This window comes from Arthrobacter sp. 9E16 (assembly GCF_002929435.1).
GTDB classification, from domain to species: domain Bacteria; phylum Actinomycetota; class Actinomycetes; order Actinomycetales; family Micrococcaceae; genus Arthrobacter_B; species Arthrobacter_B sunyaminii.
This window is the reverse complement of record NZ_PJIU01000003.1, coordinates 588,407-610,995: the sequence shown is the minus strand read 5'-3', so window position 1 is coordinate 610,995 and position 22,589 is coordinate 588,407. Positions and strand designations below refer to the sequence as shown.

Sequence of the window (22,589 nt, the reverse complement as noted above, 5' to 3'; positions counted from 1 at the left end):
TTAGCCGCCTGAGATGTTGAGTTCCGCTGCGGAGATGATGGACTTTTGCGCGGCGTTGAGCTCCCGCGATTCCAGCCAGTTCTCCGGCAGCGCTGTCTTTTTGGGTGAGCCCGCACGGCCGCGGGGGCCTTCGGCGTCAACGCCGGGATACGGGGCCTCGGGGTCCAGCTGGTCCAGCAGTTCGCGCAGGACTTCGAGCGTGGGGACGGTGGCGAGCTGGGCGCGGAGATCGCCGCCCACCACGTAGCCCTTGAAGTACCAGGCCATGTGCTTGCGGATGTCCCGCAGCGCCATCATTTCCCCGCCGAAGGTTTCCACCAGCAGTTCGGCGTGCCGGTAGACACTCTCGGAGACCTCCTTCAGGCCCGGGCGGTGCCGGGTGTCGCTGCCCTCGAAGGCGGCCTGCAGGTCGCCGAACAGCCAGGGCCGGCCCTGGCAGCCGCGGCCGATGACGACGCCGTCGACGCCTGTCTGGCGGACCATCGCAATGGCGTCCTCAGCGGACCAGATGTCCCCGTTGCCCAGTACCGGCACATCCGGCAGGGCTTCGCGCAGCTCGGCGATGGCGTTCCAGTCGGCTTTGCCGGAGTAGAACTGGGATGCGGTGCGGCCGTGGAGGGCGACGGCGGCAACACCCGAGTCGCGGGCGATGCGGCCGGCCTCAAGGAAGGTCAGGTGATCCTCGTCGATGCCTTTGCGCATCTTGATGGTGAGCGGGATGTTGCCCTTGGAGGCTTCCCTCACCGCGGTCTGCACGATGGCCGTGAACAGGTCCAGCTTCCAGGGCAGGGCCGATCCGCCGCCCTTGCGGGTGACCTTGGGGACGGGGCAGCCGAAGTTCAGGTCAATGTGGTCGGCGCGGTCTTCCTCCACGAGGATGCGGATGGCGGCACCGACGGTCACAGGGTCCACGCCGTAGAGCTGGACGGAGCGGACCAATTCGTCGTCGTCGTGCTCGATGATGCGCAGGGACTCCGGCGAGCGCTCGACGAGGGCACGCGAGGTGACCATCTCCGAGACGTACAGGCCGCCGCCGTATTCGCGGCAGAGCCGCCGGAAAGCCTTGTTGGTAATGCCGGCCATGGGTGCCAGGATCACCGGCGTGTCCACGGTAATGGGGCCCAGCTGCAGCGGCGGCAGCTCGAGTTTGAGTTCTGGGGATGAAACAGTCACACCCCCATTCTCGCAAGCCGGTGCAAATCCTGCTGAGGGTTGTGGGGAACCTTCCGGCAGCGTGGCGTGCGGACACCGCTGCAGACCGGCCCCAGACGCCGATTGACAGGCCCGGGGAGCACCCCCTAGCGTGCAGGTGGCCTGCATCACAATGATGGTTTTTCAGTACTGGGCAGGCCATCCATCCGTACCCCTTCGGTTTCACTGCCGCAACCAGAATGAGGTCTCTGTCATGTCTACCGCCACCACCCGCTCGGCCGGCTCCGAGAAAGGCCTGGCCAGAGTTGCCCAGGCCCTGGCCCGCTGGACCGAGAAGTGGTTTCCCGATGCGTACATCTTCGCCCTGGCCGGAGTGGTCATTGTTGCCCTGGCCGCCCTGCTCAACGGATCCACGCCGCAGGACGTGGCGGACTCCTTCGGCAACGGCTTTTGGGACCTGACCGCCTTCACCCTGCAAATGTCCATGGTGGTCCTGACCGGCTATGTCGTGGCCACCTCTCCCCCGGTGGCGAAGCTCATCGCCCGGCTGGCGCGGGTTCCGCAGACCGCCACCACCGCCGTCAGCTTTGTGGCGTTCCTGTCCATGTCCGTGTCCTTCCTGAACTGGGGCCTGAGCATTGTCTTCGGCGGGCTGCTGGCACGTGCCATTGCCCGGCGCACGGACCTTCGCGTCGATTACCGGGCGCTGGGCGCGGCCGCCTTCATGGGCCTCGGCGCCGTCTGGGCTTTGGGTTTGTCTTCCTCGGCCGCACAACTCCAGGCCACTGCGGCGTCGCTGCCTCCTGCCCTGCTGGAAGTCACCGGCGTCCTGGACTTCGGCAAGACCATTTTCACCTGGCAGTCGCTGCTCACCTGCGCCATCCTCATTGTCCTGACCACGGTGATCGCGCATCTCTCAGCGCCCAAGGGCGAAGCCATCCGCACCGCTACGGAACTGGGCGTGGACCTGGATGACACGCCCGAGCCTGCCTCCACCCGGGAGCGTCCCGGAGAATGGCTGGAGTACAGCCCCATCCTGCCGATGCTCATGGGCTTGCTGACCGCCGGGTGGCTGGTCTCACAGTTCGTGACCAAACCGTTCCTCAGCGTGATCTCCAGCCTCAACGGCTATCTGCTGGTGTTCCTGATCCTGGGTCTGGTGCTGCACCGCACGCCGAGGAACTTCCTGCAGGCGGTCACCAAGGCAGTTCCCGCCACCGCCGGCATCCTGGTCCAGTTTCCGCTCTACGCCGCAATGGCTGCGATCCTCACAAAGGCCGAAGGCGGCAGCGGGACCACCCTCTCCGAGCACCTGGCCACGTTCTTCACCAACATTGGCGCCGGCGGAGCATTCGCCGTCGTCATTGCGCTCTATACCGTCATTCTGGGCATCTTTGTGCCCTCCGGCGGCGGCAAGTGGCTGGTGGAAGCTCCCTACGTGATGCAGTCCGCCACCGATGTGGAGATGAACCTTGGCTGGACGGTGCAGATTTACAACATTGCCGAGGCACTGCCCAACCTGATCAATCCGTTCTTCATGCTCCCGCTGCTGGCCGTACTGAAGCTGCGGGCACGGGATTTGGTGGGATTCACCTTCCTGCAGTTCATCATCCACCTGCCCGTGGTCCTGCTGCTGGTCTGGCTGCTGGGGATGACGTTCACGTTCGAACCGCCGGTTATTCCTGCCCCGGCTCCGACGGCGCCGTAGGTTACGTCGGCAGGGTCAGGGCCGGTTGCGCAGCGAGCGCCGCGTTGGCGGTGCATCGTCGGCGGGACTGGAAGGCGTCCCGCCGGCGTCGGGCGTTGCGTGCACCGGAAGCGTCCCGCCGGCGTCGTGCGTTGCGTGCGCCGGAAGCGTCCCGCCGTCGTCGTGCTTCGTGTGTACTCCGTCCGCACTGTGCGCAATCCCCTTGATACCCACCGCCTTGACCACCAGAACGGCGATGGCTGTGGTTACCGGGATCGCAAGCACCAGCCCTACGGAGCCGACCAGCGTCCGGATTACTTCCTCGGCCAGTTCACCGCTGGTGATGCTGTCCAAGAAGGGCCGGTCGTAGAGCGAGACGAGGATGAGCACCGGAAGCGCCGCTCCTGCATAGGCGAAGGCAATGGTGTAGACGGTGGAGGCAATGTGGTCCCGTCCCACCCGCATGGCCCCGGAGAAGAGACGCTTGGCGCTCGCCCCGGGCGCCAGCTCGTACATCTCCCACACGGCGGAGGACTGCGTGATGGTGACGTCGTTCAGCACACCGAGGCCCGAAATGATCAGCCCGCACAGGATGATGCCGGACACGGAGATGTTGTCCGAGGAGTTGATGAGCGTGTACGCGTTCTCGTCATCGACCCCCACCAGGTGTGCCGCATCGGTCGCCCAGGCCGCCAGGCAGGCCGTGATCGATAGCCCGAACAGCGTCCCCAGGAGCGCCGTCGACGTCCGCGCCGTAAAGCCGTGCGCAAAGTACAGGACACCGAACATGATCACGCTTGAACCGATCAGCCCCAGCAGCAGCGGCGGCTTGCCCTCCACCAGCCCGGGCAGGATGAATCCGGCGAGCACCGCGTAGGCGCCGGCGAGCCCAACCAGGGCACGCAGCCCCCGCCAGCGCGCGACGGCGATCACCACCCCCGCGTAAAGAACTGTCAGCGCGGCCATGGGAACAGAGCGGACAAAGTCCACGAAAACGTAGGGCGGTGCGCCGCCGCCCTGCGCCATGATGGCTTCAAGATTCAGGTAGCGGATGGTGTCGCCGGCTTCGATGGCGCCTCCCTTGGCGACCTCCGGGGGAACTTCCACCTGGATGGTGGTGCCCCCGGAGTTCGGAACCGTGTACGCCACCAGGCACTGCTGGGCTGTTCCGCCGGCATTGACCAGGGCCTGCGACGACGGACAGTTCTCCTCGCTGACGCGCTGGACCTTGCCGGTTTCGAAGGTGACGCCGTCTGCGGTGGCGTAGGGATCGGACACCGTGATGCCGGTGCGGTCCCCGGAAGGCCAGAGCAGGACCATGCCGATAACGGCCAGCAGCCCCAGCGGAACCAGGATCCAGGTCAGCAGGAGGTTGGCGCGGCGCCGGGCGGCCAGTGCTGCCGGGGACGGCGGCTCATCGGAGTGCGGGGAATGGCTGTGTCCCATGGGAGGGTCCTTCGGCTTTGGCACGGAGTTGCAACGGAGGTGGCGCGGGGTTGCAGCCCGGAGGACGGGCGCAGGAAACTCGGATCGGCATCATTGTCCCAAGTCCGGACGCTTTCTCCCAAGTTGGGTCTCCCCGGGCGGCCGGGTGCCGAAATGCCGCGGCCGGCCCGGACCTCTAAGATCGAAGCAGGCCATCACGAAGAAGAAGGAACGTTTCCATGCCACGCCAGTCAGGTACCAAGCGCGCAATCCTCGAGGCCGCGTTGGAGCTGGCGGCGGACAACGGCATCACCGGAACCACTATGGAGAACGTTGCCGAGCGGGCCGGCGTCGCCAAGGGCAGCGTCTATTACAACTTCACGTCCAAGGACCGGTTGTTCGAGGAGCTGCTGCTGGAGGGCGTGGGGGTGCTGACGGAAACGGTGCGCAGTGCCCGCTCCGCGCTGACGGGGTGGCCGGCCCTGCAGGCCATGGTCCGCGCGCTGCTGGAAACGGTGGCCGACAACCGCGCCCTGGCCCGGCTGCTGGCCGCGGAGATCTTCCGGACCGACCGCGCCTGGCAGCCCTCCCTGGAACTGCTTCGCCGTGAAGTCCTGGGCGAGTTCATCATCCCCATCCGGGAGACCTCTCCCCCGGCGGAGATGGACGGCAGGCTGGAGCTGGTGGCCGGCAGCGTGTTTGGCGCAGCTTTGACCGGCGGCCTTGAATGGCTGGTGTTCAGCCCGGAGCGCTCGCTGGATGAGGTTACCGAATCGGTGCTGTACGGACTCTCCGGCAGGCTGGCTGCCTAGGCTTGTTCTGCCCAGTGTGTAGATGGAACACCTGCATGCATCCCTAGTACAGATGCGGGGGCTAAACGTCGCTTATAAGCCCGTTATGTGTTCCAGGGACGCGGGCCACGGACCGGACACTCTGCACGGCGCCGGCTCCCATACGCACAACGACGGCGGGCGCCGATCCCGAAGGAACCGGCGCCCGCCGTCGTCGTTATGCCCCGGCAGAGGCAAAGACCACAGAGACTCTCTAGCTGCTGACGATCTCCGTAGCCGGGCCGACCTCGCGGGCCGCGCCCTTGTCCAACAGCGCCTGGATGATCCGGGCCACGGGAGCCATGGACTCGTCCACCTCCAGCTGCACCGGATACTGATAGGTCAGCATGGCCAGCAGCGATTCCAGTGCCGCTTCCTGCTCGGACCGTTCCAGCTTGGTGTCGTAGCCCAGGAACACGTCGGCGGGCTCATCGGTGCGGTTGTGCGTGTAGCTCACGGCAAACGCAGCGATCTTTCCGCCCTTTGCCTTCGGCGCATCGCGCAGCACCACAGCGCCCGCGGCACCGGTGGCGTCGTTGAGCAGCATCTGCTGGGCGCGGCCCAGCGTCATGTCCGCCCGGTCCCAGCCGTGCACGCTGTTGTAGAACTCGGCCACAGCCTGCGTCAGCTCCACCGAACCGGTGGCGGCTTCCTCCAGCTGGGGACCGGCGTCGTCGGAGAACACGGGCAGGCTGATCCGGCCCGGTTCCACCACGACAACCCGCGAACGCTGGATCCGCGAGAATCCGGCGGCTTCGGCAAACGCGGCACCGGAAGTGCCCGGCTCCACCTTCGCCCGCAGGGCGGTAACTCCCGACGGCGCCGTCTCGGCTTCCTTGCGCAGCATGGCCAGCAGGGTGGATCCGAGGCCGGAGCGCCGGTTTTCCCGGGCCACCTCCACGTAGACCCACAGCCGGTCCGGATGCAGCGAGGTTTCGTAGACGACGCCGGCGGCCACCGGAATCCCGTCATCCTCGGCCACGATGCAGCGGCTCCAGGGCTCGTTGGAGGACGGCCGCAGCACAGCCCGGAACTGGCCGGACTGCACCGTTTCCGGATCGCCCCACAGCTGGTTCAGGGCCAGATCGTCATCTTCGCGCCATTCGCGGAAAGTCAGTGCCATTACGCTCCGATCAGCCTCTGCGCGAGGTAACCCTCAACCTTGTCCAGGCTCACGCGTTCCTGGGCCATCGAGTCGCGTTCGCGCACGGTGACGGCCTGGTCTTCGAGGGTGTCGAAGTCCACGGTGATGCAGAACGGGGTGCCGATTTCGTCCTGGCGGCGGTAGCGGCGGCCAATGGCCCCGGCGTCGTCGAAGTCGATGTTCCAGTTCCGGCGCAGCTGCGCAGCGAGGTCCTTGGCCTTGGGAGAGAGGTCCTCGTTGCGGCTCAGCGGCAGCACGGCTGCCTTGACCGGCGCCAGGCGCGGGTCAAGCTTCAGGACGGTGCGCTTGTCGACGCCGCCCTTGGCGTTGGGGGCTTCGTCCTCGGTGTAGGAGTCCACGAGGAACGCCATGAAGGAACGGGTCAAGCCGGCGGCGGGCTCAATCACGTACGGGGTGAAGCGCTCGTTGGTGGCCTGGTTGAAGTAGCTCAGGTCCGTGCCGGAGTGCTTGGAGTGTGTGCCGAGGTCGAAGTCGGTGCGGTTGGCAATGCCTTCCAGCTCGCCCCACTCGGAACCCTGGAAGCCGAAGCGGTATTCGACGTCGGTGGTGCCCTTGGAGTAGTGGCTCAGCTTTTCCAGCGGGTGCTCGAACAGACGCAGGTTTTCCGGGTCGATGCCCAGGTTCACGTACCAGTTGAACCGGTTTTCGATCCAGTACTTGTGCCATTCCTCGTCAGTGCCCGGCTCGACGAAGAACTCCATTTCCATCTGCTCGAATTCACGGGTGCGGAAGATGAAGTTGCCCGGCGTGATCTCGTTGCGGAAGCTCTTGCCGATCTGGCCGATGCCAAACGGCGGCTTCTTCCGCGACGTGGTGAGCACGTTGTTGAAGTTCACGAAGATGCCCTGCGCGGTTTCGGGGCGCAGGTAGTGCATGCCCTCTTCATTGGCCACCGGGCCAAGGAAGGTCTTCAGCAGGCCGGAGAATTCCTGCGGTTCGGTCCACTGGCCCTTGGTGCCGCAGTTGGCGCAGGCAATGTCGGCCAGGCCGTTTTCGGGGGCGTGGCCCTTCTTTTCCTCGTAGGCCTCTTCGAGGTGGTCGGCGCGGTAGCGCTTGTGGCAGCTCAGGCACTCAACCAGCGGATCGGAGAAGACCTCAACGTGGCCGGAGGCCTCCCAGACCTGGCGCGGGAGGATGACGGCGGAATCCAGCCCGACGACGTCGTCGCGTCCGCGGACCATGTGCTGCCACCACTGCTTCTTGATGTTTTCCTTGAGTTCGACACCCAGGGGGCCGTAATCCCATGCAGAGCGGGACCCGCCGTAAATCTCACCCGACTGGAAGACGAACCCCCGGCGCTTGGCGAGGGAGATGATCGGATCCAGTTTGGATTTGGTCGAAGCCATGGAATGGTACCGCCGTTCTTTCGTGTCTGCGCAGGCCGCTGGGTGCGGTCCGCTTATGGTCCCGTTGCAGTGTGCACCGGCAGATTGCGCGGCGAGGAACTGCAAAGGGCAAAAACCTACAACTACCAGCTTAAGGTCACTGCACCCAAAGCCCGGCACGCGGCACGGTGGGCACAGTGTGCTGTGAGGGGCAGATCACGGAAACGTGACGGGAACCATAAATAAGCCTGCGGTAATAATTAGGTCACATATTTGTTGCGTAACCCCCTGACTTCATACGATTCAGGAGCCTTGCTTAGGATTCCCTTACCTAAGCCGGCGCACTTCCACTCCACCGAACAAGAAGCCGGACGGTACGTTTCGGCTGGATTAGGTTGCCTTGAAAAACCAACAGAAGAGCCACCGTGACCCTGCCGTCGGGAGGCGGACATGGCGCCCAATGGCGGGCGCCCTCGCGGCAGCGGCACTCGCGGCCGGAGGCCTGGCCGCCTTCTCCTTCACCGCCGCGCCGGCCGAGGCGATGGACCACACCGCGCCAGAGCACACCACGCCGGATATGACCGTGCCGGAGCCCACCGCCCCAACGGATCCGGGGCACGAGCACGGCGGCGACCCGCAGTACTCCACCGCCTATCTCGAGCGGAACTGGAAGCCCACCGCCTATGACACATGCTCGGCGGAACTTCACGCCGAGTACACCGCGCTCGGTCCGGACGGAAAGATCTATCCGACCTGGCACCCGGCACAGGTCATTGATCCGGCCACGGGCAGCATGTGCACGTTCGGGCACGAGCACGGCGCGGACCCGGCCACCTCGGACATCTACGACTGGGTGGTGGATTACCTGACTCCGGCAGAGGCCGATGGGAAGACCGGCATACCGTTCGGCTACGCCAGCGAGGCGCTGATGATGTACGGCGCCGAGCATGAAGGCATGGCCATGCGCCACGAAGACAATGCCGGCCACAAAATCTTCCTGCAAAACAACGTTGAACTCATCGACGAGAACCGCGAATGGGTACTGGACGCTCAGGGAGCGGTTGTCACCTGCGATTTCCTCATCAAACAGCATCAGGGCAGCTGGTCCCCTGATGCCACGTCGAACAATGCCCATGAAGCCATTTACGCGTCCAAGTGCTCTGACGGCACCGAAATCATTTCGACGACGTTGAGCAAGTTCGGCAATTCCAACGAATTCCACAAGAACTGCGGCGCACTTGAAGCAGTGGCCACCATGGGCAGCAAGCTGCCGGCGGGCTACGGCGGATCCCGGCAAATCCCCGATGCCGCGTGCGTTGCGGAGCATGCCACCGGCGAGGCCGCCTCGCTTTGGGGAATCTATGAGCTGTGGAAGGGCGAAAACCGGATCACAGCAGCTGACGGCACTCTGCTGGCGCATTTCGACCCGTGGTTCGGCGTGCGAAACGCCAGCCGCTACTACGATCCGGCGAACAGCGACGCCGCGCAGAACAAAAACGGCATCTCACGCCCGGTGGACCTGGCCTGGGGAGAAAACGCCGCCGCCGGGTTCCCTTGGAGCACCGTGAATTCGCTGGCACCGCTTGACTGGCAGGATCCGGCCTCTCCGTTCGACGGCGCGCAGCGCGACTTCTATCTGAACCAGAACTCAGTCACCCCCGGAACCCCGTCCGCCGTGTACACCGACCCCTACGGAACGGGCGGCTCCGAAACTGCGTTCACCGGCAGCATCCGGCAGCACCTCGTCGCAGGAACCGCCACAGGTGCAGTGTCCCTGAGCACGCAGAAGTTCGACACTGCAGCCGACTTTGGAAAGAACAACGGCGTTCACGCCCCCAACTAAGCCCGGAACGAGCCAAATTAACATGTTGTATGAAAATTCATCACCGCGGCGCCGCCTCCTGGCGGGCGCCGCAGCGCTGGCCGTTGGCGTTGGTTCGCTGACCGTTGCCTGGCCGCTGGCCGCAGCCGCCGAAGAAACGGATCCGCTGCTGGCGGGCAAGAGCGTCTGGCAGGGCGAGGCCAACGGCACCCTGGGGTTTAGCGTGAGCAGCTCCTCCTGCGACGTCAACGGTGACGGGATGGATGACACCATCCTGGGCGACTGGGGCTGGGACCGCCCCGGCTACGTCAACACCGGCGCCGCCTATGTTGCTCTCGGCACCGGAACGCCGTCAGGCGGCGACGTTGCTGATCCTGACGCTTCAGGCACCATCCGCATCGACGGGCCCTCCGTCACCGTTCCGGCCGGCGCATGGGTTGGCTGGGCTGTGTCCTGTCTGGGCGACACCAACGGCGACGGCATTGACGATTTTGTCCTGGGGGCGGGCAGCCGCGGCTACCAGCAGGCCACCGTGATCTTCGGTGCGCGGGACTTCTCCCCCGTGGATCTGGACTTCCTCGGCACGCGGGGATTCGTCATTGAGGATTCCGGCGCAGCTGACAAGACCGCAGCGGACAACTCCACCGATAACTTCGGTTACTCCGTGGCAGCAGTGGGCGACGTCGACGGCGACGGACTGGACGATATTGCGGTTGGCGACATTCTGGCCGACTACAACGGCCGGACCAACAGCGGTCGGGTTTGGATCGTCAAGGGACAAACCTCCGTGCGCACGGTCAACGTCCAGACGGATGCCGGCCGCGTAATCCGCACCATTGACGGTGCAGCCGCCCAGGACCGCCTGGGTACGGTCAGCGGTGCGGGGGACGTGAACGGTGACGGAGCCGCAGACCTGCTGGTGTCCGCCTACACCGCCGCTCCCTGGGGTGCGGAAGTCTCATCCTCCGGTGCCGCCTACGCCCTGTGGGGCGGCCGGACCGGTGGCCTGGACCTCGCCGCGATGACCGATGACGGCTTTATGATCTATGGCCCGCAGCGCCAGCGGGACCGGCTGGGCGCATCCATTGCCGGTGTCGGCGACATCAACAATGACGGGTTCGCCGACATTGCGGTGGGAGCCGACGGCGTGTCCCGGCCGGATGCGCCCCGTAACGGCGGAGCTGCCGTGATCTTCGGCTCGGCGTCGTCTGCCCCTGTCATGACGGCTCCGGAAGCCTCCGCCGCCACCGTCTTCAGCTGCAGCTCAGGCTCGGCGGATGCCACGTGCACCGACGGCGAGACGCAGGAACGCGGCTACTGGATTGAGGGAGCCGCCGACGGAGGCCGGACCGGCGCTTCCGTGGCGGGCATCCCGGACCTCAACGGCGACGGAACACCTGAGGTGCTTCTGGGCTCGGCCGCAAACGGTGAACTCTGGGCGGTGAACGGCCTGCCGAACGGCTCAGGCCGCCTTGGCCTGGCCGGGCTGCCTGCTGAGTCAGGACAGCTGCTGGGAGCAGACGGCGGAACGTCTGTCGGCGTGGCCGGAGATTTCAACAGTGACGGCAGCCCGGATGTGGTGGCAGGCGGAGGGAACGCGGTTTCGCTCTACCTCCTCTCGGCGGCCCCGGCAGCACCGGCACCTGAACCGACGACAGATCCGGCACCGGCGCCCACCGACGAACCGACGCCGGAACCGTCAGCTGAACCTACGGCTCCCGCTCCGGGACCGTCTGCTGAACCTACTGCGGCCCCGTCACCGGGCACCGGCAGCACTCCAGCCCCGGGGGGTTCAGCAGAAGAACCGGCTGACACGGGGACACCGGGTTCAGACTCTGACGGGAGCACGGAGGAGCCGGATGGAGCCGCAGCCGAGGCAACGCCGGACACCGGTTCGAAGGCTCCGCTGGCGGAAACCGGTGTGGGCAAGAGCCTGCCCTGGATCGGCGGAGCGGCAGTTCTGCTCCTGGCCGCCGGAACCTGGCTCCTCATGAAGAGGCGCAGGGCGTAACAACCCACTACAGGAACAAATAAGCAGACCGTCCGGCGGAATCCGCCGGACGGTCTGCTTGCATGTGGGGCACTGACTGCTTACATATGGGGCACTTACCGTGCCGATGGCCATTCAGTTCAACCCCATCAGCTGAACTTCAAAACCACATCAGCTGAACAACGACTGCCCGATGTACTCCCCTGCCTGAATCCCCGGCGGGACCGCAAACAACCCGCTGCCGGTATGCCGCAGGTATTCCGCCATGAGGTCATTCTTGGCCATGGCCGACTGCATCGGGACGTAGTGCGAGCGCGGATCCACCAGATAGGCCACGAAAAACTGTCCGGCGTCGAACCGGCCCAGGTCATCCGTGCCGTCGGCATAGTTGTAACCGCGGCGCAGCATGTGCACTCCGCCGTTGTGGTCCGGATGGGCCAGCGCCAGGTGTGACCCTGCGTCGATCAGCGGCCCGTTTCTGCCCGGCAGCGAAAAATCGGGTGCTGTAAATTCGTCCCCTCCGGACAGCGGGGCACCCTCTCGCTTGGTGCGCCCCACCACCAGTTCCTGCTCGCGCAGGGTGGTCCGGTCCCAGGTCTCCACGTGCATTCGGATCCGGCGCATCACCGCGTAGGTGCCGCCGTCGAGCCATGCTTCAGCAGCCGGGCTGCCTCCCACCCACACGTGTTTGTCCAGCAGATCCCGATCCTGCGCCATGATGTTGGCGGTGCCGTCCTTGAAACCAAACAGGTTGCGCGGCGTCACCTGGCCCGTCGAGGTGGAGGCAGTCCGCCCAAAGCCGAGCTGCGACCACCGCACCCGCGCCCGCCCGAAGGCAATCCGGGAGAGGTTCCGCACCGCATGCACCGCCACCTGGGGATCGTCGGCGCAGGCCTGGACCATCAGGTCCCCGCCGGTCCGGTTCGGCTCAAGGGCATCCCCGGAAAAGAGCGGAAGGTCGATCAGCGCAGCGGGCAGGCGGGAGCGGACTCCGTAACGGTCCTCGCCGTCCTTCTCGAACAGCGTCCGGCCGAACCCGAAGGTAATTGTCAGGTGCGCCGCGTGCAGATCCTGTGCTTCGCCGGTGTCTTCGGGCGGTGCGTCGTAGGCACCGCCCGAAGCTCCGGTGGCACCGACGTCGCGGCCCGCCGTCATGGCTTCCGCGGCTTCGGTCCAGTCCCGCAGCAGCGAAATGACCGATTGCCGCGTGGACGCCGTCAGATCAAAGGCCGCGGTGTGCATGTGGTCCTGGGCGTCCGTGGTGATGCCCGCCTGATGCGCGCCGTAAAGGGGCACGACGTCGTTGACCGGCGAACTGCGCTCCCTTCCCGCTGCGAACGCCCCGGCAGCACCGGCGGCAAGTCCGATGCCTCCGGCTCCGGCCGCAGTGAACAATCCCCTGCGGCTCAGGCCTCCCCCGCCGCGCGATTCTTGCGGACACATGTGTTCGCCGCCCTACTTAACGACCGCTGCCGTCAGTTTGGACAGGGGCTCGCTGAGCGAGTCCACGGCCGCACTGAGTTCCTGGATCTGCTCGTCCGTCAGCTCGGTGTAGAGCTTGAAACCGTCGTCCACCCGGTACTGGTCCAGCAGTTCCTGGAGCGCTGCAAAGTTCTCCTCGAGCGCTGCGTCGAGGTCGCCGTCGTTCTCGGCCAGCAGCGGCTTCAGATCCTCGTAGGCAATCCGGGCGCCGTCCACGTTGGCCTGGAAATCCCAAAGGTCGGTATGGGAGAAGAACTCCTCTTCACCGGTCACCTTGCCGGTGGCCACTTCATCCAACAGCTCTTTGGCGCCGTTGGCCAGCTTGTCCGCCGTAAAGGTCAGTTCCTGGGTGCGGCTGAACAGCTCCTCCGTGTCCGCCACCATCTTGTCCGCAATGTAGCTGCGCTCTTCCGCGGTCATCTTGGTGTAATCAACGGGGGCCCAGAGGTCCTTTTCGGCCCGGTGCCAGCCGGTGAATTCATCGCCCTCTTCAAGATCGGCTTCCCGTGCGTCCAGGATCGGGTCCAGGTCTCCGAAGGATTCCGCCACGGGTTCGATGCGCTCCCAGTGCATGCGGACCTGCGGGTAGAGGGCGCGCGCCGTCTCTTCCTCGCCGGCTGCAAATGCGGCTGCGAACTCCCGGGTACCTTCCACGAGCTGGGCCGCCTGGTCCTTGACGTATGCCGCGTACAGGTTGACGGCGGTGTCCTGCAGTTCGGCGCGGTCGGCGCTGATTTCCTGTCCCGCCGGTGCTTCCGTGACGGTGAAGGCGGAACGGATGCCATCCCCCACCATCCCGGGCTTGCACGCAGTGAAGTACTTGCCTTCGGGTGCCATGACCACCAGATCGCGGGTGAGGCCGGGGCCGATGTTTTCCACTTCACCGACGATCCGCAGCCCGTCCTCTGCCAGGAGATAGAACTCGGTGACTTCATCGCCGTCGTTGGTGACATCGAAGCGGATGGTTCCGCCGGGGGCGGTATCCGTTGCGACCGAGCAGTCATCGGCGGTGCTGCTCACGGCGATGCCGCCGCCGTCAGCGGCAGCAGTGTTATCGGTGCAGCCGCTGAGTGCCAGGGCGGCAACGGCCAGCAGCACGGCCGGCGCAAGTGAGGGGTGTGCCTTCATGGTTATTCCTTAGGGTGCTGTCGGCAGCGGGATCAGGCTGCCGTCACGGGCCGGGACGCGGTCGTGTCCCGGCGGGAACCGCTGCGGTGAACGCTGCGGAAGTAAAGCCACATCACCGGGATGACGTACAGCGTCCATGCCGTTGCTTCAAGCCAGGTGGTGGCGGGAGAGAAGTTGAAGACGCCCTTGAGCAGCGTGGCCAGCCAGCCGCTGGGAGCGATGATGTGCGAAACATCGAAGGCCAGGGAGTTCAGCCCGGGCAGCACGCGTGCTTCCTGCAGGTCATGGACGCCATAGGCCAGGACGCCGCCGGCAACGATGATGAGGGCTGCTCCGGTCCAGGTGAAGAAGCGGCTGAGGTTGATGCGCAGGGCACCCTTGTGCAGGAGCATGCCCAGGGCAACCGCCACGGCAAGGCCAAGGAAGGCGCCGAGGATCGGCTCCCAGGTTTGCCCGGTGGCGCGGGCTGCCGCCCAAATGAACAGTGCGGTTTCCAGTCCTTCACGGCCAACGGCCAGCGCCGCCACCAGGACCAGCCCCCAGGCTTTGCCGTCTGATGCGCGGTCCACCTGGGTCCGCAGTTCGGTGCCGAGCGACCGTGAGGCTTTGGCCATCCAGAAGACCATCCAGGTCACAAATCCCACGGCCACGATGGACAGGCTGCCGCCGATGATTTCCTGTGCCTCAAACGTCAGCCCCCGGGGTCCGAAGGTCAGAAGCGCACCGAAGCCCAGGGACACCGCCACGGCGACGGCGATCCCGGCGTAGATGCGGGGAATCAGCGCCGTACGGCCGCTCTTCTTTAGATAGGCGAGGAGCAGGACAACAATGAGGACAGCCTCAAGTCCTTCACGGAGTCCGATGAGGAAATTACCGGTCATTGCGCACCTTGGTCAGGGCCAGCGCAGCCGTCTGTCCAACCGCTGCGGAGGCAAAATAATTACGCAACGGAAGTGTGCGCTATTAGACCTTAGCTTAGGCTTGGCTAAGTTACGCTTTTATTTCGAAGGGGCCCCGCAGGGTGCACCTGGCCCGCCGCAGCGTCACCGCCGGCGCAGCACTCCGGGCATGTTCCAGGGCAGCGTGGCGACCACAATGGCGGCCAGCGTCAGCGCGGTACCCAGCACCGTGGCCGCGACGACGACGGAGCCCGGCGCCGGCAGGAAGATGTCCAGCAGCAGCGAACCCACCAACTGCCCGCCGATCATGCCCAGGCTGGTCAGCAGCACGCCCAGACTGCGCACCAGCAGGGCGCTCAGCCCAATGAAAACGCAGCCCAGCGGACCGCCCAGATACAGGTACCACTCCCCCGGCAGCGGATTTCCGAAACCGGACACGGCCACCTTTATCAGCCAGCAGACCAGCAGGACGGCAGCACCGGAAATGAAGTTCACCAGGGTTGCGGTGATCGGTGTTCCGTAATGCATGCCCGTGGTGCCGTTCATGGCCTGCTGGAAACTCATCAGCATGCCCGCGGTCAGAGGCAGCAGCACCGGCAGCAGCAGGTCACCGGCCGAGGATGTTCCGCTGAGCTTGGGGCTCACGGCCCACGCGACGGCGGCGATGGTCAGCACAGCGCCAACCACCCGCATCACCGTCAGGGCTTTCTTTCCCGCCGGTCCAATGCCCAGGCGGTCCACCACCAGCCCGGTCATGGTTTGGCCGGCGACGGCGGCAACGGTGAACACGGCAACGCCCAGCACCGCCACGGTGAGGGTTTGGGACAGCACGAAATAGCCGCCAATGGCTCCGGCCAGCACGTAGTAGCGCGGAAAGCGGCGCTCGCGCAGGGCCGGAAGGAGCTGGGCGGCACCGGCGCGCCCCCGCGGCAGCAGCGCCGAAATCAGGATCATGACCACCAGCCCCACGGAGAAGCTGATGAGGGCTGCAGCCAGCCCGTCGTCGATCCTTTCGCGCAGCGCACCGTTGACGCGCGCCTGCGCGGGAATGGCCGTCCCGGCCAGGACAGCAAGGGGAAGACCGATCAGCGGATTGATTCGCACAGCGTTTGGCACGGACTTACCCTACGGCAGGGCGGGCGCAAGGCCGGAATCGGTCCCGGACAATTTCCGGCAGAATGGACACATGAGTAATACCGATCCCCAAGACCTTCCCATCCGCGACGAAATGATCCGCCTGGGCCAGCTGCTTAAGCTTGCCAGCCTGGCCGAAGACGGCATCCAGGCCAAGCAGCTGATTGAAGACGGCCTGGTGAAGGTCAACGGCGAGATCGAGGAGCGCCGGGGCCGCCAGCTGCACCCCGGCGATGTCATCTCCGTCAACGGCGAAGCCATCCGGATCGTCACCGAAGACTAACCCTTCTCCGGCGGGCCGGCCGGCCTTCCTCCGGTGCGGATCAGCCCTTGAGCACCAGGTGGGTGAGGAACTCCTTCACATGCCCCAGTTCCTGCATGTTGATGCCGTGTCCCATGTTCGAATAAAGGATCTTGGTCAGCGCCGTGTGCTCGTTCAGCCAGGCGTGGGTGAATTCGATGCGCGGCGCGTCAATCACCGGATCCGCCTGGTCCCGGCCCCAGAAGAACGGCACGCCGCCGGCGGTGAGCTCGTCGTCGTGGAAGAACGGATTTCCTTCAGCGGGAACCACAAAGCCGGAGAGCCCGACGACGGCGGCAAAGTCCGCGGGCCGGTGGCGCAGCAGCGTGCTGGCCACGGCCATGCCCATGGAAAAGCCCAGCAGGGAAACACTGCTGTGCACGTCCTTGACGCAGTCCAGCCAGCCGGCGACGTCGTCGACCGCGTCCACCACGCGCTCCACGGAAAAGTCCGCGTCGTTCATCAGCGGAAACCAGGTGTAGCCGGGGCCAAGGGCCTGCGGTGCGCGGACCGAGGCGATGGTGAACTCTGAGGGCAGGTAATCCGCCAGCCCCATCAGGTCTTCCTCATTGGCGAGGTAACCGTGGAAAAGGACCAGCAGCGGCGTACCGGGCCGCTCGGCTTCCGGCTTGGACCAAAGGACAGTGGGATTCCAGGGAGCAGTTTTAGGCATGATATTCATTCTGGCACGGCCTGTTCGCGAACCTACGGTCGCGTAGCCAGCCCTCTCCTTGACAGGATGAACTGGTGACTTCTCCTTCGATCCCCGAAACCTCGTCCACGCCGGCAGCCGGAACGTCCGGCCCTGCCCCGGAACCCGCTGCAGGCGGGGAATCCGCGGTTCATCCCTGGACCCGTTATGTGGCCATCGGGGACTCCTTTACCGAGGGAATCGGCGATCCCAATCCCCGGAGCCCCGGCGGGCACCGCGGCTGGGCGGACCGTGTGGCCGAGGAACTGGCACGCACCCGCGACGGCTTCGCCTACGCCAACCTGGCCATTCGGGGGCGGCTGCTGAACAAGATTATTGAGGAACAGCTGGAGCCGGCGATCGAACTGCATCCGGATTTGATCACCATCTGCGCCGGCGGAAATGACGTCATCCGCCCCGGCGGCGACCCCGACAAGCTGGCCGAGAAGATGGATGCTGCAGTGGACCGGCTCGTCTCCAGCGGCGCCACGGTGGTGCTCTTCACCGGGCCGGATCTTGGTGCCACGCCGGTGATCGGCAGTGTTCGCGGCCGCGTGGCCGTCTACAACGAGAACCTCCGGACCGTTGCCGCCAGGCATGACGCCGTGATCGCGGACATGTGGGCACTGCGCCAGCTGAGCAACCGGGAGATGTGGGCGCCGGACCGGCTGCATTTCTCACCGCTGGGCCACCACACGATCGCGGCAATGGTGCTGGAAACTCTCGCCGTTCCGCACACGCTGGAGCCCCTGGAGCCCAGGCCCATGCCGGTGAAGAACTGGAGGACGGCCCGCACCGAGGACCTGACCTGGGCCCGTGAGTACTTCATGCCGTGGGTGGTCCGGCGGGTGCGCCACCAGTCCTCCGGCGACGGCATTTCCGCCAAGCGTCCCGACGCCGGACCCATGTTTGGCGGTCCCGGCATGCCTCCGGGTTCGGCCGACTAAGCGGACGCCCGACCGGCCAGGCACTTTGGGCGGGCCGGCTCATTCAGCCTGCCAAGCCCCTTTCGGCCAGCGAAATCAGGTTCGCCAAATGGTCGGCCCATTCTTCGGTGTGGGTGCGGGCCACGTCGGCGCCCCCTGCCAGACCGCCCAGTCCGCTTTCGGTGACAACGACGTCGGTGTAGTCCGTTTCCGGGTCCGGTCCCGGTGAGGCGGCCAGCTGAATGCTCACCACCGTGTGCGCATTCCAGTCGGGCATTCTCCAGCGGAAGGACAGCAGCCGGTCCCGCGCCACCGCCAGCACTGTGCCCGAAGCTCGCTGCTCGCCGTCGTCGTCGGCCGCCCGTTCCGCCAGCGGCGACCCGGGGCTGGCCGTGAACTCCATTTCCGGCCACCACGCCGCACGGTTGTCCACCAGCGTGTGCCAGAGCTGCGCCGGGGAACACTGTGCCTGCGCCGCCACGCGAATCGAATCACCCATGGGGTTGTTTCTTCCACGTTCAGGCGGCCTTCGCAAGGGTAGGCACCCCGCCGCCGCTAGGGCGCTCCGAAGAACCGGTCCCGCAGCGGAACGCCGATCTGCTCAACGTCGGTGAGGAACCCGTCGTGGCCGATCGGCGCACTGATCATGTGCACGCCGGTCTTCCGGGGCAGAGCCGCTGCCAGTTCGTAGGAGTGCTGCGGAAGGTAGAGCCGGTCCGAATCCACGGCGGCTATGAAGAATTCGGCACCAGCGCTGGCCAGCGCGTGGCGCACCGATCCGCGGCCGCGGGCCACATCGTGGCTCATCAGGGCCTCGGTCAGCAGCAGGTAGCTGTTGGCGTCGAACCGGTCTGCGAGCTTCCGCGCCTGATGGTCCAGGTAGCTCTCCACCGCATAACGCCCGCGTGCCGCCGGCAGCGCGGACCCCAGCGGGTCCTCCTCCAGCTGGGCTCCATTGCCAAAGCGGTATTCCAACTCAGCTTCGGAGCGGTAGGTAATGTGGGCGATCCGGCGGGCGAGGCCGAGACCGGCAACGGGAGCCCTGCCGTTGTAATAGTCGCCGCCGTTGAAGTCCGGATCCAGCCGGATGGCTTCCAGCTGCGCCTGGCCAAAGGCAATTTGCTCCGCGGAACTGGCAGCGGTGCAGGCAATGACGGCGCAGCGCTGCACCCGGGCGGGTTCGGTGGCGGCCCATTCCAGGGCACGGGCGCCGCCCAGGGAACCGCCGAGCACGGTGTGCCAGACGCGGATTCCCAGCTGGTCGGCCAGGCGTGCCTCAGCGCGGACCGAGTCCCGGACCGTGACAAAGGGAAACCGCGACCCCCAGGGGAGCCCCTGCGGATCAGGTGACGAGGGTCCGGTGGATCCGTAGCAGCCGCCGAGCATGTTGATGCAGACGACAAAGTACCGGTCGGTGTCCACCGTCTTGCCCGGACCCACCAGTGCGTCCCACCAGCCGTCCTCGTCGCTGATGCCCCGGGCCACGTGGGTGCTGCCGGTGAGGGCGTGGGCCACCAGCACGGCATTGTCCGCATCCGCGTTCAGGGTCCCCCACGTCTCGTAGGCAAGGGAAACGTCCGGCAGGTAGCCTCCGGTTTCCAGGTGCAGGCTGCCGATGCGCGCATGCCGCAGCACGCCGTCCCCGGCGGAGTGCTGCGGCGCGGTGCGGCCGGCGGTTCCGGCAGCGTTTGAGGTAGAAGGAAGTGTCACGCTGCCCGCTACGCTCCCTTGGCTGCCCGGAACCCGGCGTCGAGGTCCGCAATAATGTCGTCAATGTGCTCAATGCCCACTGAAAGCCGGACCAGCCCGGGGCTGACTCCCGCTGCCAGCTGCGCCTCGGCCCCCAGCTGGCTGTGGGTGGTCGACGCCGGATGAATGACCAGGGAGCGCACGTCACCCACGTTCGCCACATGGGAGTGCAGGTCCAGGGCATCCACGAACCGCTTGCCGGCGTCGACACCGCCGTTGATCTCGAAGGAGACAATGGCGCCCGTTCCGCGCGGCCCGTAATGGCGTCCGCGCTCGAACCACGGGCTGGACTCCAGGCCCGCATAGGCGACGGAGACGACGTCGTCGTGCCCTTCCAGCCAGTTGGCCACCGCGACGGCGTTGCTCACGTGCCGCTCCATGCGCAGGCTCAGGGTTTCCAGGCCCTGGGCATTGAGGAACGCGTTGAACGGGGACACGGAGGAGCCAAGATCGCGCAGCAGCTGGACCCGCGCCTTGAGGATGTAGGCGAGGTTGGCACCCAGAATGCCGCCGGCGCCCAGGTCACGGGCATAGACGAGACCGTTGTAGCTCTCATCCGGGGTGTTGAAGCCGGGGAATTTCTCCGGATCGGCACCGAAGTCAAAGTTGCCCGAATCCACGATGACGCCGGCAATGGCGGTACCGTGCCCGCCGAGGTACTTGGTGGCCGAGTGCACCACAATGTCCGCGCCCCACTCGATGGGCCGGATCAGGTACGGGGTGGAGAGCGTGTTGTCCACAATCAGGGGAATACCGGCCTCATGCGCCACTGCGCTGATGCCCTCGATGTCCAGTACGTCCTGGCGGGGGTTGGAGACCACCTCACCGAAGAAGGCCTTGGTGTTGGGCTGCACCGCCGCCCGCCACTGCTCCAGATTGTCCGGATCGGCCACGAACGTTGTGGTGATGCCGAACTTCTTCAGAGTGTGCTTGAACAGGTTGTACGTTCCGCCGTAAAGGCTGGGGCTGGCAACGATGTGGTCTCCGGCTTCGGCCACGTTGAGGATGGCGAAGGTTTCCGCGGCCTGCCCGGAGGCGAGCAGCAGTGCCCCGATCCCGCCTTCAAGGGAAGCGATCCGGTTTTCCACCGCTTCCTGGGTGGGGTTGCCGATGCGGGTGTAGATGGGGGCAAGCTCAGCCAGGGCGAACCGGTTGGCCGCTGCTTCCGCACTGGGAAAGACAAAGGACGATGTTTGGTAAATAGGCAGGGCGCGGGCGCCGGTAACGGCGTCGGGCTCCTGGCCGGCATGGATGGAACGGGTTTCGAAGGACCAGTTTTCTGACACTGCTTAGCTCCCATAACCTAAGGGCCGCACAGAGACTTCCGGCCGGAACAAGGTAACCGGCAGCCACGTGGGACCCGCGCTTGCCCTGCATCCGTTGAGGCAGGGCCAGGTCTTCACCCGGGGCACCCCACCGCGGTTGGAGGGTTGCCGGCCAGCAAGCCGGGGCTATCTGCTGGCACTCATGACCTATCCCCTATGAAAACGGATAAGTCCGGCGCCTGCAAGGAGTGTGACGGATCATTTCCCGGGCGTCGGCGGCACGGATGGGCGCGTACCTTTTCCCGGCGGCTGCAGGGAAAGCGTCTTTGGCCCGCCTTAGGACGCCCTAAGTCGAGACGCTGGTCACAACGTGCCATTATGGGCCGCATGCGCTTGGACCATGTATCTTATGCCAGTGAATCCGACGGTCTTTTGGCCACGACAGAGAGGATCGCAGACGCTCTGGGAGCGGACTTCGTCAAGGGCGGCGTCCATCCGCGTTTTGGTACGCGGAACATGATCCTTCCCCTGGCCAACCATCAGTACGTCGAGGTGGTGGAGGCCCTGAACCACCCGGCCTCGGACAAGGCTCCCTTCGGCCAGGCAGTGCGCCAGCGCTCGGAGTGCGGCGGCGGCTGGATGGGCTGGTGCGTGGCCGTGGATGACCTCGCCCCCTTTGAAGAACGGCTTGGACGGCTCTCCGTTCCGGGCAACCGGAAGTTCCCCGACGGCCAGGAACTGACCTGGCAGCAGATCGGCATCAACGGCCTGATCGCCGACCCCCAGGTGCCGTACATGCTGCGCTGGGATGACGGAACCGACGAACTGCACCCCTCGGCTGCCCTGCCGGGCATGCCCGGTGCCGTGAAGCTGGACTCGCTGACCATCGCCGGCTCCGCCGACCGTGTGGCGCAGTGGCTGGGCACCCCGGCCGAGGAACCGCTGGAGAACGTGGGCGTCACGTGGATTTCCCCCAAGGGCACGCCCGGCATCATGTCCGTCACGTTCAACACGGCCAAGGGCCTCGTCGAGATCTAGTTCTGCTGCCGTTCTGGGCATCCGCGCACCCTTCGGGCGGACCGGACCCCTGATCTGCTGCCGCTTTGGGCATCCGCGCACCTTTCGGGAATTCACTGCCGGTCCGCACCGGCAGCAGATTCCCAATCCGGATGCGCCTGCCCAAAGTGGTCGCCTTTCCCGCTGGCGGCAGAACCAGTTGGGTAAATGCTGCCGCTTTGGGCATCCGCGCACCTTTTGGGAATTCACTGCCGGTCCGCACCGGCAGCAGAATCCCAATCCGGATGCGCCTGCCCAAAGTGGTCGCCTTTCCCGCTGGCGGCGGAACCAGTTGGGTACATGCTGCCGCTTTGGGCATCCGCGCACCTTCTGGGCGGGCACTCTGATCCGCTGCCGCTTTGGGCATCCGCGTACGTTTTTGGGCAGTCCGGACCTCTGATCCGCTGCCGTTCTGGGCATCCGCGTACGTTTTTGGGCGGGCCGGACCCCTGATCCGCTGCCGTTCTGGGCATCCGCGCACCTTTCGGGAATTTGCTGCCGGTCCGCACCGGCAGCAGAATCCCAATCCGGATGCGCCTGCCCAAAGTGGTCGCCTTTCCCG

19 protein-coding genes and 1 riboswitch are annotated in these 22,589 nt (G+C 65.7%); of the genes, 7 read left to right on the top strand and 12 right to left on the bottom strand.

Annotated elements, in window-relative coordinates; genetic code table 11:
- The gene (gene dusB / locus CXR00_RS15035; protein ID WP_104055331.1) at window positions 1-1,173 is read right to left on the bottom strand and encodes a tRNA dihydrouridine synthase DusB; all 1,173 of its coding nucleotides are present in this window, start codon (window positions 1,171-1,173) and stop codon (window positions 1-3) included.
- A 232-nt stretch (window positions 1,174-1,405) separates the two neighbouring features.
- Between dusB and CXR00_RS15030 the strand changes: the two genes are divergently transcribed.
- On the top strand, window positions 1,406-2,860 hold the full coding sequence (locus CXR00_RS15030) for a short-chain fatty acid transporter (protein ID WP_104055330.1): 1,455 nt from the start codon (window positions 1,406-1,408) through the stop codon (window positions 2,858-2,860).
- 15 nt (window positions 2,861-2,875) lie between these two features.
- On the opposite strand, the gene CXR00_RS15025 is transcribed toward CXR00_RS15030, so the two are convergent.
- Entirely contained in the window at window positions 2,876-4,285 is a 1,410-nt protein-coding gene (locus CXR00_RS15025) for a YibE/F family protein (protein ID WP_104055329.1), read from the bottom strand.
- Between the two features lie 218 nt (window positions 4,286-4,503).
- On the opposite strand from CXR00_RS15025, the gene CXR00_RS15020 reads away from it, so the two are divergent.
- Window positions 4,504-5,076, top strand: a complete 573-nt coding sequence (locus tag CXR00_RS15020) for a TetR/AcrR family transcriptional regulator (protein WP_104055328.1) — start codon at window positions 4,504-4,506, stop codon at window positions 5,074-5,076.
- A gap of 232 nt (window positions 5,077-5,308) precedes the next feature.
- Here CXR00_RS15020 and CXR00_RS15015 read toward each other — a convergent pair whose 3' ends face one another.
- Window positions 5,309-6,217: a GNAT family N-acetyltransferase gene (locus CXR00_RS15015; RefSeq protein WP_104055327.1), complete on the bottom strand. Its 909-nt coding sequence runs from the start codon at window positions 6,215-6,217 to the stop codon at window positions 5,309-5,311.
- A complete protein-coding gene (locus tag CXR00_RS15010) occupies window positions 6,217-7,605 on the bottom strand; it encodes a glycine--tRNA ligase (RefSeq protein ID WP_104055326.1) in 1,389 nt (462 codons plus the stop codon). Before CXR00_RS15010 ends, CXR00_RS15015 begins: the two co-directional genes overlap by 1 nt.
- Window positions 7,606-8,044: 439 nt before the next feature.
- Between CXR00_RS15010 and CXR00_RS15005 the strand changes: the two genes are divergently transcribed.
- Together CXR00_RS15005 and CXR00_RS15000 are read left to right on the top strand one after the other, a co-directional pair.
- Entirely contained in the window at window positions 8,045-9,427 is a 1,383-nt protein-coding gene (locus CXR00_RS15005) for a hypothetical protein (protein WP_104055325.1), read from the top strand.
- A gap of 22 nt (window positions 9,428-9,449) precedes the next feature.
- Window positions 9,450-11,417 carry an FG-GAP-like repeat-containing protein gene (locus tag CXR00_RS15000; protein ID WP_104055324.1) on the top strand — a complete coding sequence of 656 codons (1,968 nt, stop codon included), beginning with the start codon at window positions 9,450-9,452 and terminating at the stop codon, window positions 11,415-11,417.
- 150 nt (window positions 11,418-11,567) lie between these two features.
- Here the strand turns inward: CXR00_RS15000 and efeB are convergent, their stop codons facing one another.
- The 4 genes from efeB to CXR00_RS14980 form a co-directional block, all read right to left on the bottom strand.
- Window positions 11,568-12,839, bottom strand: coding sequence for an iron uptake transporter deferrochelatase/peroxidase subunit (gene efeB, locus CXR00_RS14995; RefSeq protein ID WP_104055323.1), 1,272 nt, complete (start codon window positions 12,837-12,839; stop codon window positions 11,568-11,570).
- Between the two features lie 12 nt (window positions 12,840-12,851).
- A complete protein-coding gene (gene efeO, locus CXR00_RS14990) occupies window positions 12,852-14,006 on the bottom strand; it encodes an iron uptake system protein EfeO (protein WP_104055322.1) in 1,155 nt (384 codons plus the stop codon).
- A 32-nt stretch (window positions 14,007-14,038) separates the two neighbouring features.
- A complete protein-coding gene (efeU, locus tag CXR00_RS14985; RefSeq protein ID WP_104055321.1) occupies window positions 14,039-14,887 on the bottom strand; it encodes an iron uptake transporter permease EfeU in 849 nt (282 codons plus the stop codon).
- A gap of 162 nt (window positions 14,888-15,049) precedes the next feature.
- Window positions 15,050-16,021: a DMT family transporter gene (locus tag CXR00_RS14980; RefSeq protein WP_104055320.1), complete on the bottom strand. Its 972-nt coding sequence runs from the start codon at window positions 16,019-16,021 to the stop codon at window positions 15,050-15,052.
- Between the two features lie 70 nt (window positions 16,022-16,091).
- On the opposite strand from CXR00_RS14980, the gene CXR00_RS14975 reads away from it, so the two are divergent.
- Window positions 16,092-16,322, top strand: coding sequence for an RNA-binding S4 domain-containing protein (locus tag CXR00_RS14975; protein WP_104055319.1), 231 nt, complete (start codon window positions 16,092-16,094; stop codon window positions 16,320-16,322).
- A 40-nt stretch (window positions 16,323-16,362) separates the two neighbouring features.
- Here CXR00_RS14975 and CXR00_RS14970 read toward each other — a convergent pair whose 3' ends face one another.
- The gene (locus CXR00_RS14970; protein ID WP_104055318.1) at window positions 16,363-17,013 is read right to left on the bottom strand and encodes an alpha/beta hydrolase; all 651 of its coding nucleotides are present in this window, start codon (window positions 17,011-17,013) and stop codon (window positions 16,363-16,365) included.
- A 188-nt stretch (window positions 17,014-17,201) separates the two neighbouring features.
- Here CXR00_RS14970 and CXR00_RS14965 point away from each other — a divergent pair, with 188 nt between their 5' ends.
- Entirely contained in the window at window positions 17,202-17,978 is a 777-nt protein-coding gene (locus tag CXR00_RS14965) for an SGNH/GDSL hydrolase family protein (RefSeq protein WP_258060540.1), read from the top strand.
- Window positions 17,979-18,021: 43 nt separating this feature from the next.
- Here the strand turns inward: CXR00_RS14965 and CXR00_RS14960 are convergent, their stop codons facing one another.
- The 3 genes from CXR00_RS14960 to CXR00_RS14950 form a co-directional block, all read right to left on the bottom strand.
- Window positions 18,022-18,456: an SRPBCC domain-containing protein gene (locus CXR00_RS14960; protein ID WP_104055317.1), complete on the bottom strand. Its 435-nt coding sequence runs from the start codon at window positions 18,454-18,456 to the stop codon at window positions 18,022-18,024.
- 56 nt (window positions 18,457-18,512) lie between these two features.
- A complete protein-coding gene (locus CXR00_RS14955; protein WP_258060539.1) occupies window positions 18,513-19,592 on the bottom strand; it encodes a homoserine O-acetyltransferase in 1,080 nt (359 codons plus the stop codon).
- An 83-nt stretch (window positions 19,593-19,675) separates the two neighbouring features.
- Window positions 19,676-20,992 carry a bifunctional o-acetylhomoserine/o-acetylserine sulfhydrylase gene (locus CXR00_RS14950; protein ID WP_104055315.1) on the bottom strand — a complete coding sequence of 439 codons (1,317 nt, stop codon included), beginning with the start codon at window positions 20,990-20,992 and terminating at the stop codon, window positions 19,676-19,678.
- Window positions 20,993-21,063: 71 nt separating this feature from the next.
- Window positions 21,064-21,179: riboswitch (SAM riboswitch) on the bottom strand.
- A gap of 170 nt (window positions 21,180-21,349) precedes the next feature.
- Here CXR00_RS14950 and CXR00_RS14945 point away from each other — a divergent pair.
- Window positions 21,350-22,009 carry a VOC family protein gene (locus tag CXR00_RS14945; protein ID WP_181032579.1) on the top strand — a complete coding sequence of 220 codons (660 nt, stop codon included), beginning with the start codon at window positions 21,350-21,352 and terminating at the stop codon, window positions 22,007-22,009.
- The last annotated feature ends 580 nt before the right edge of the window (window positions 22,010-22,589 follow it).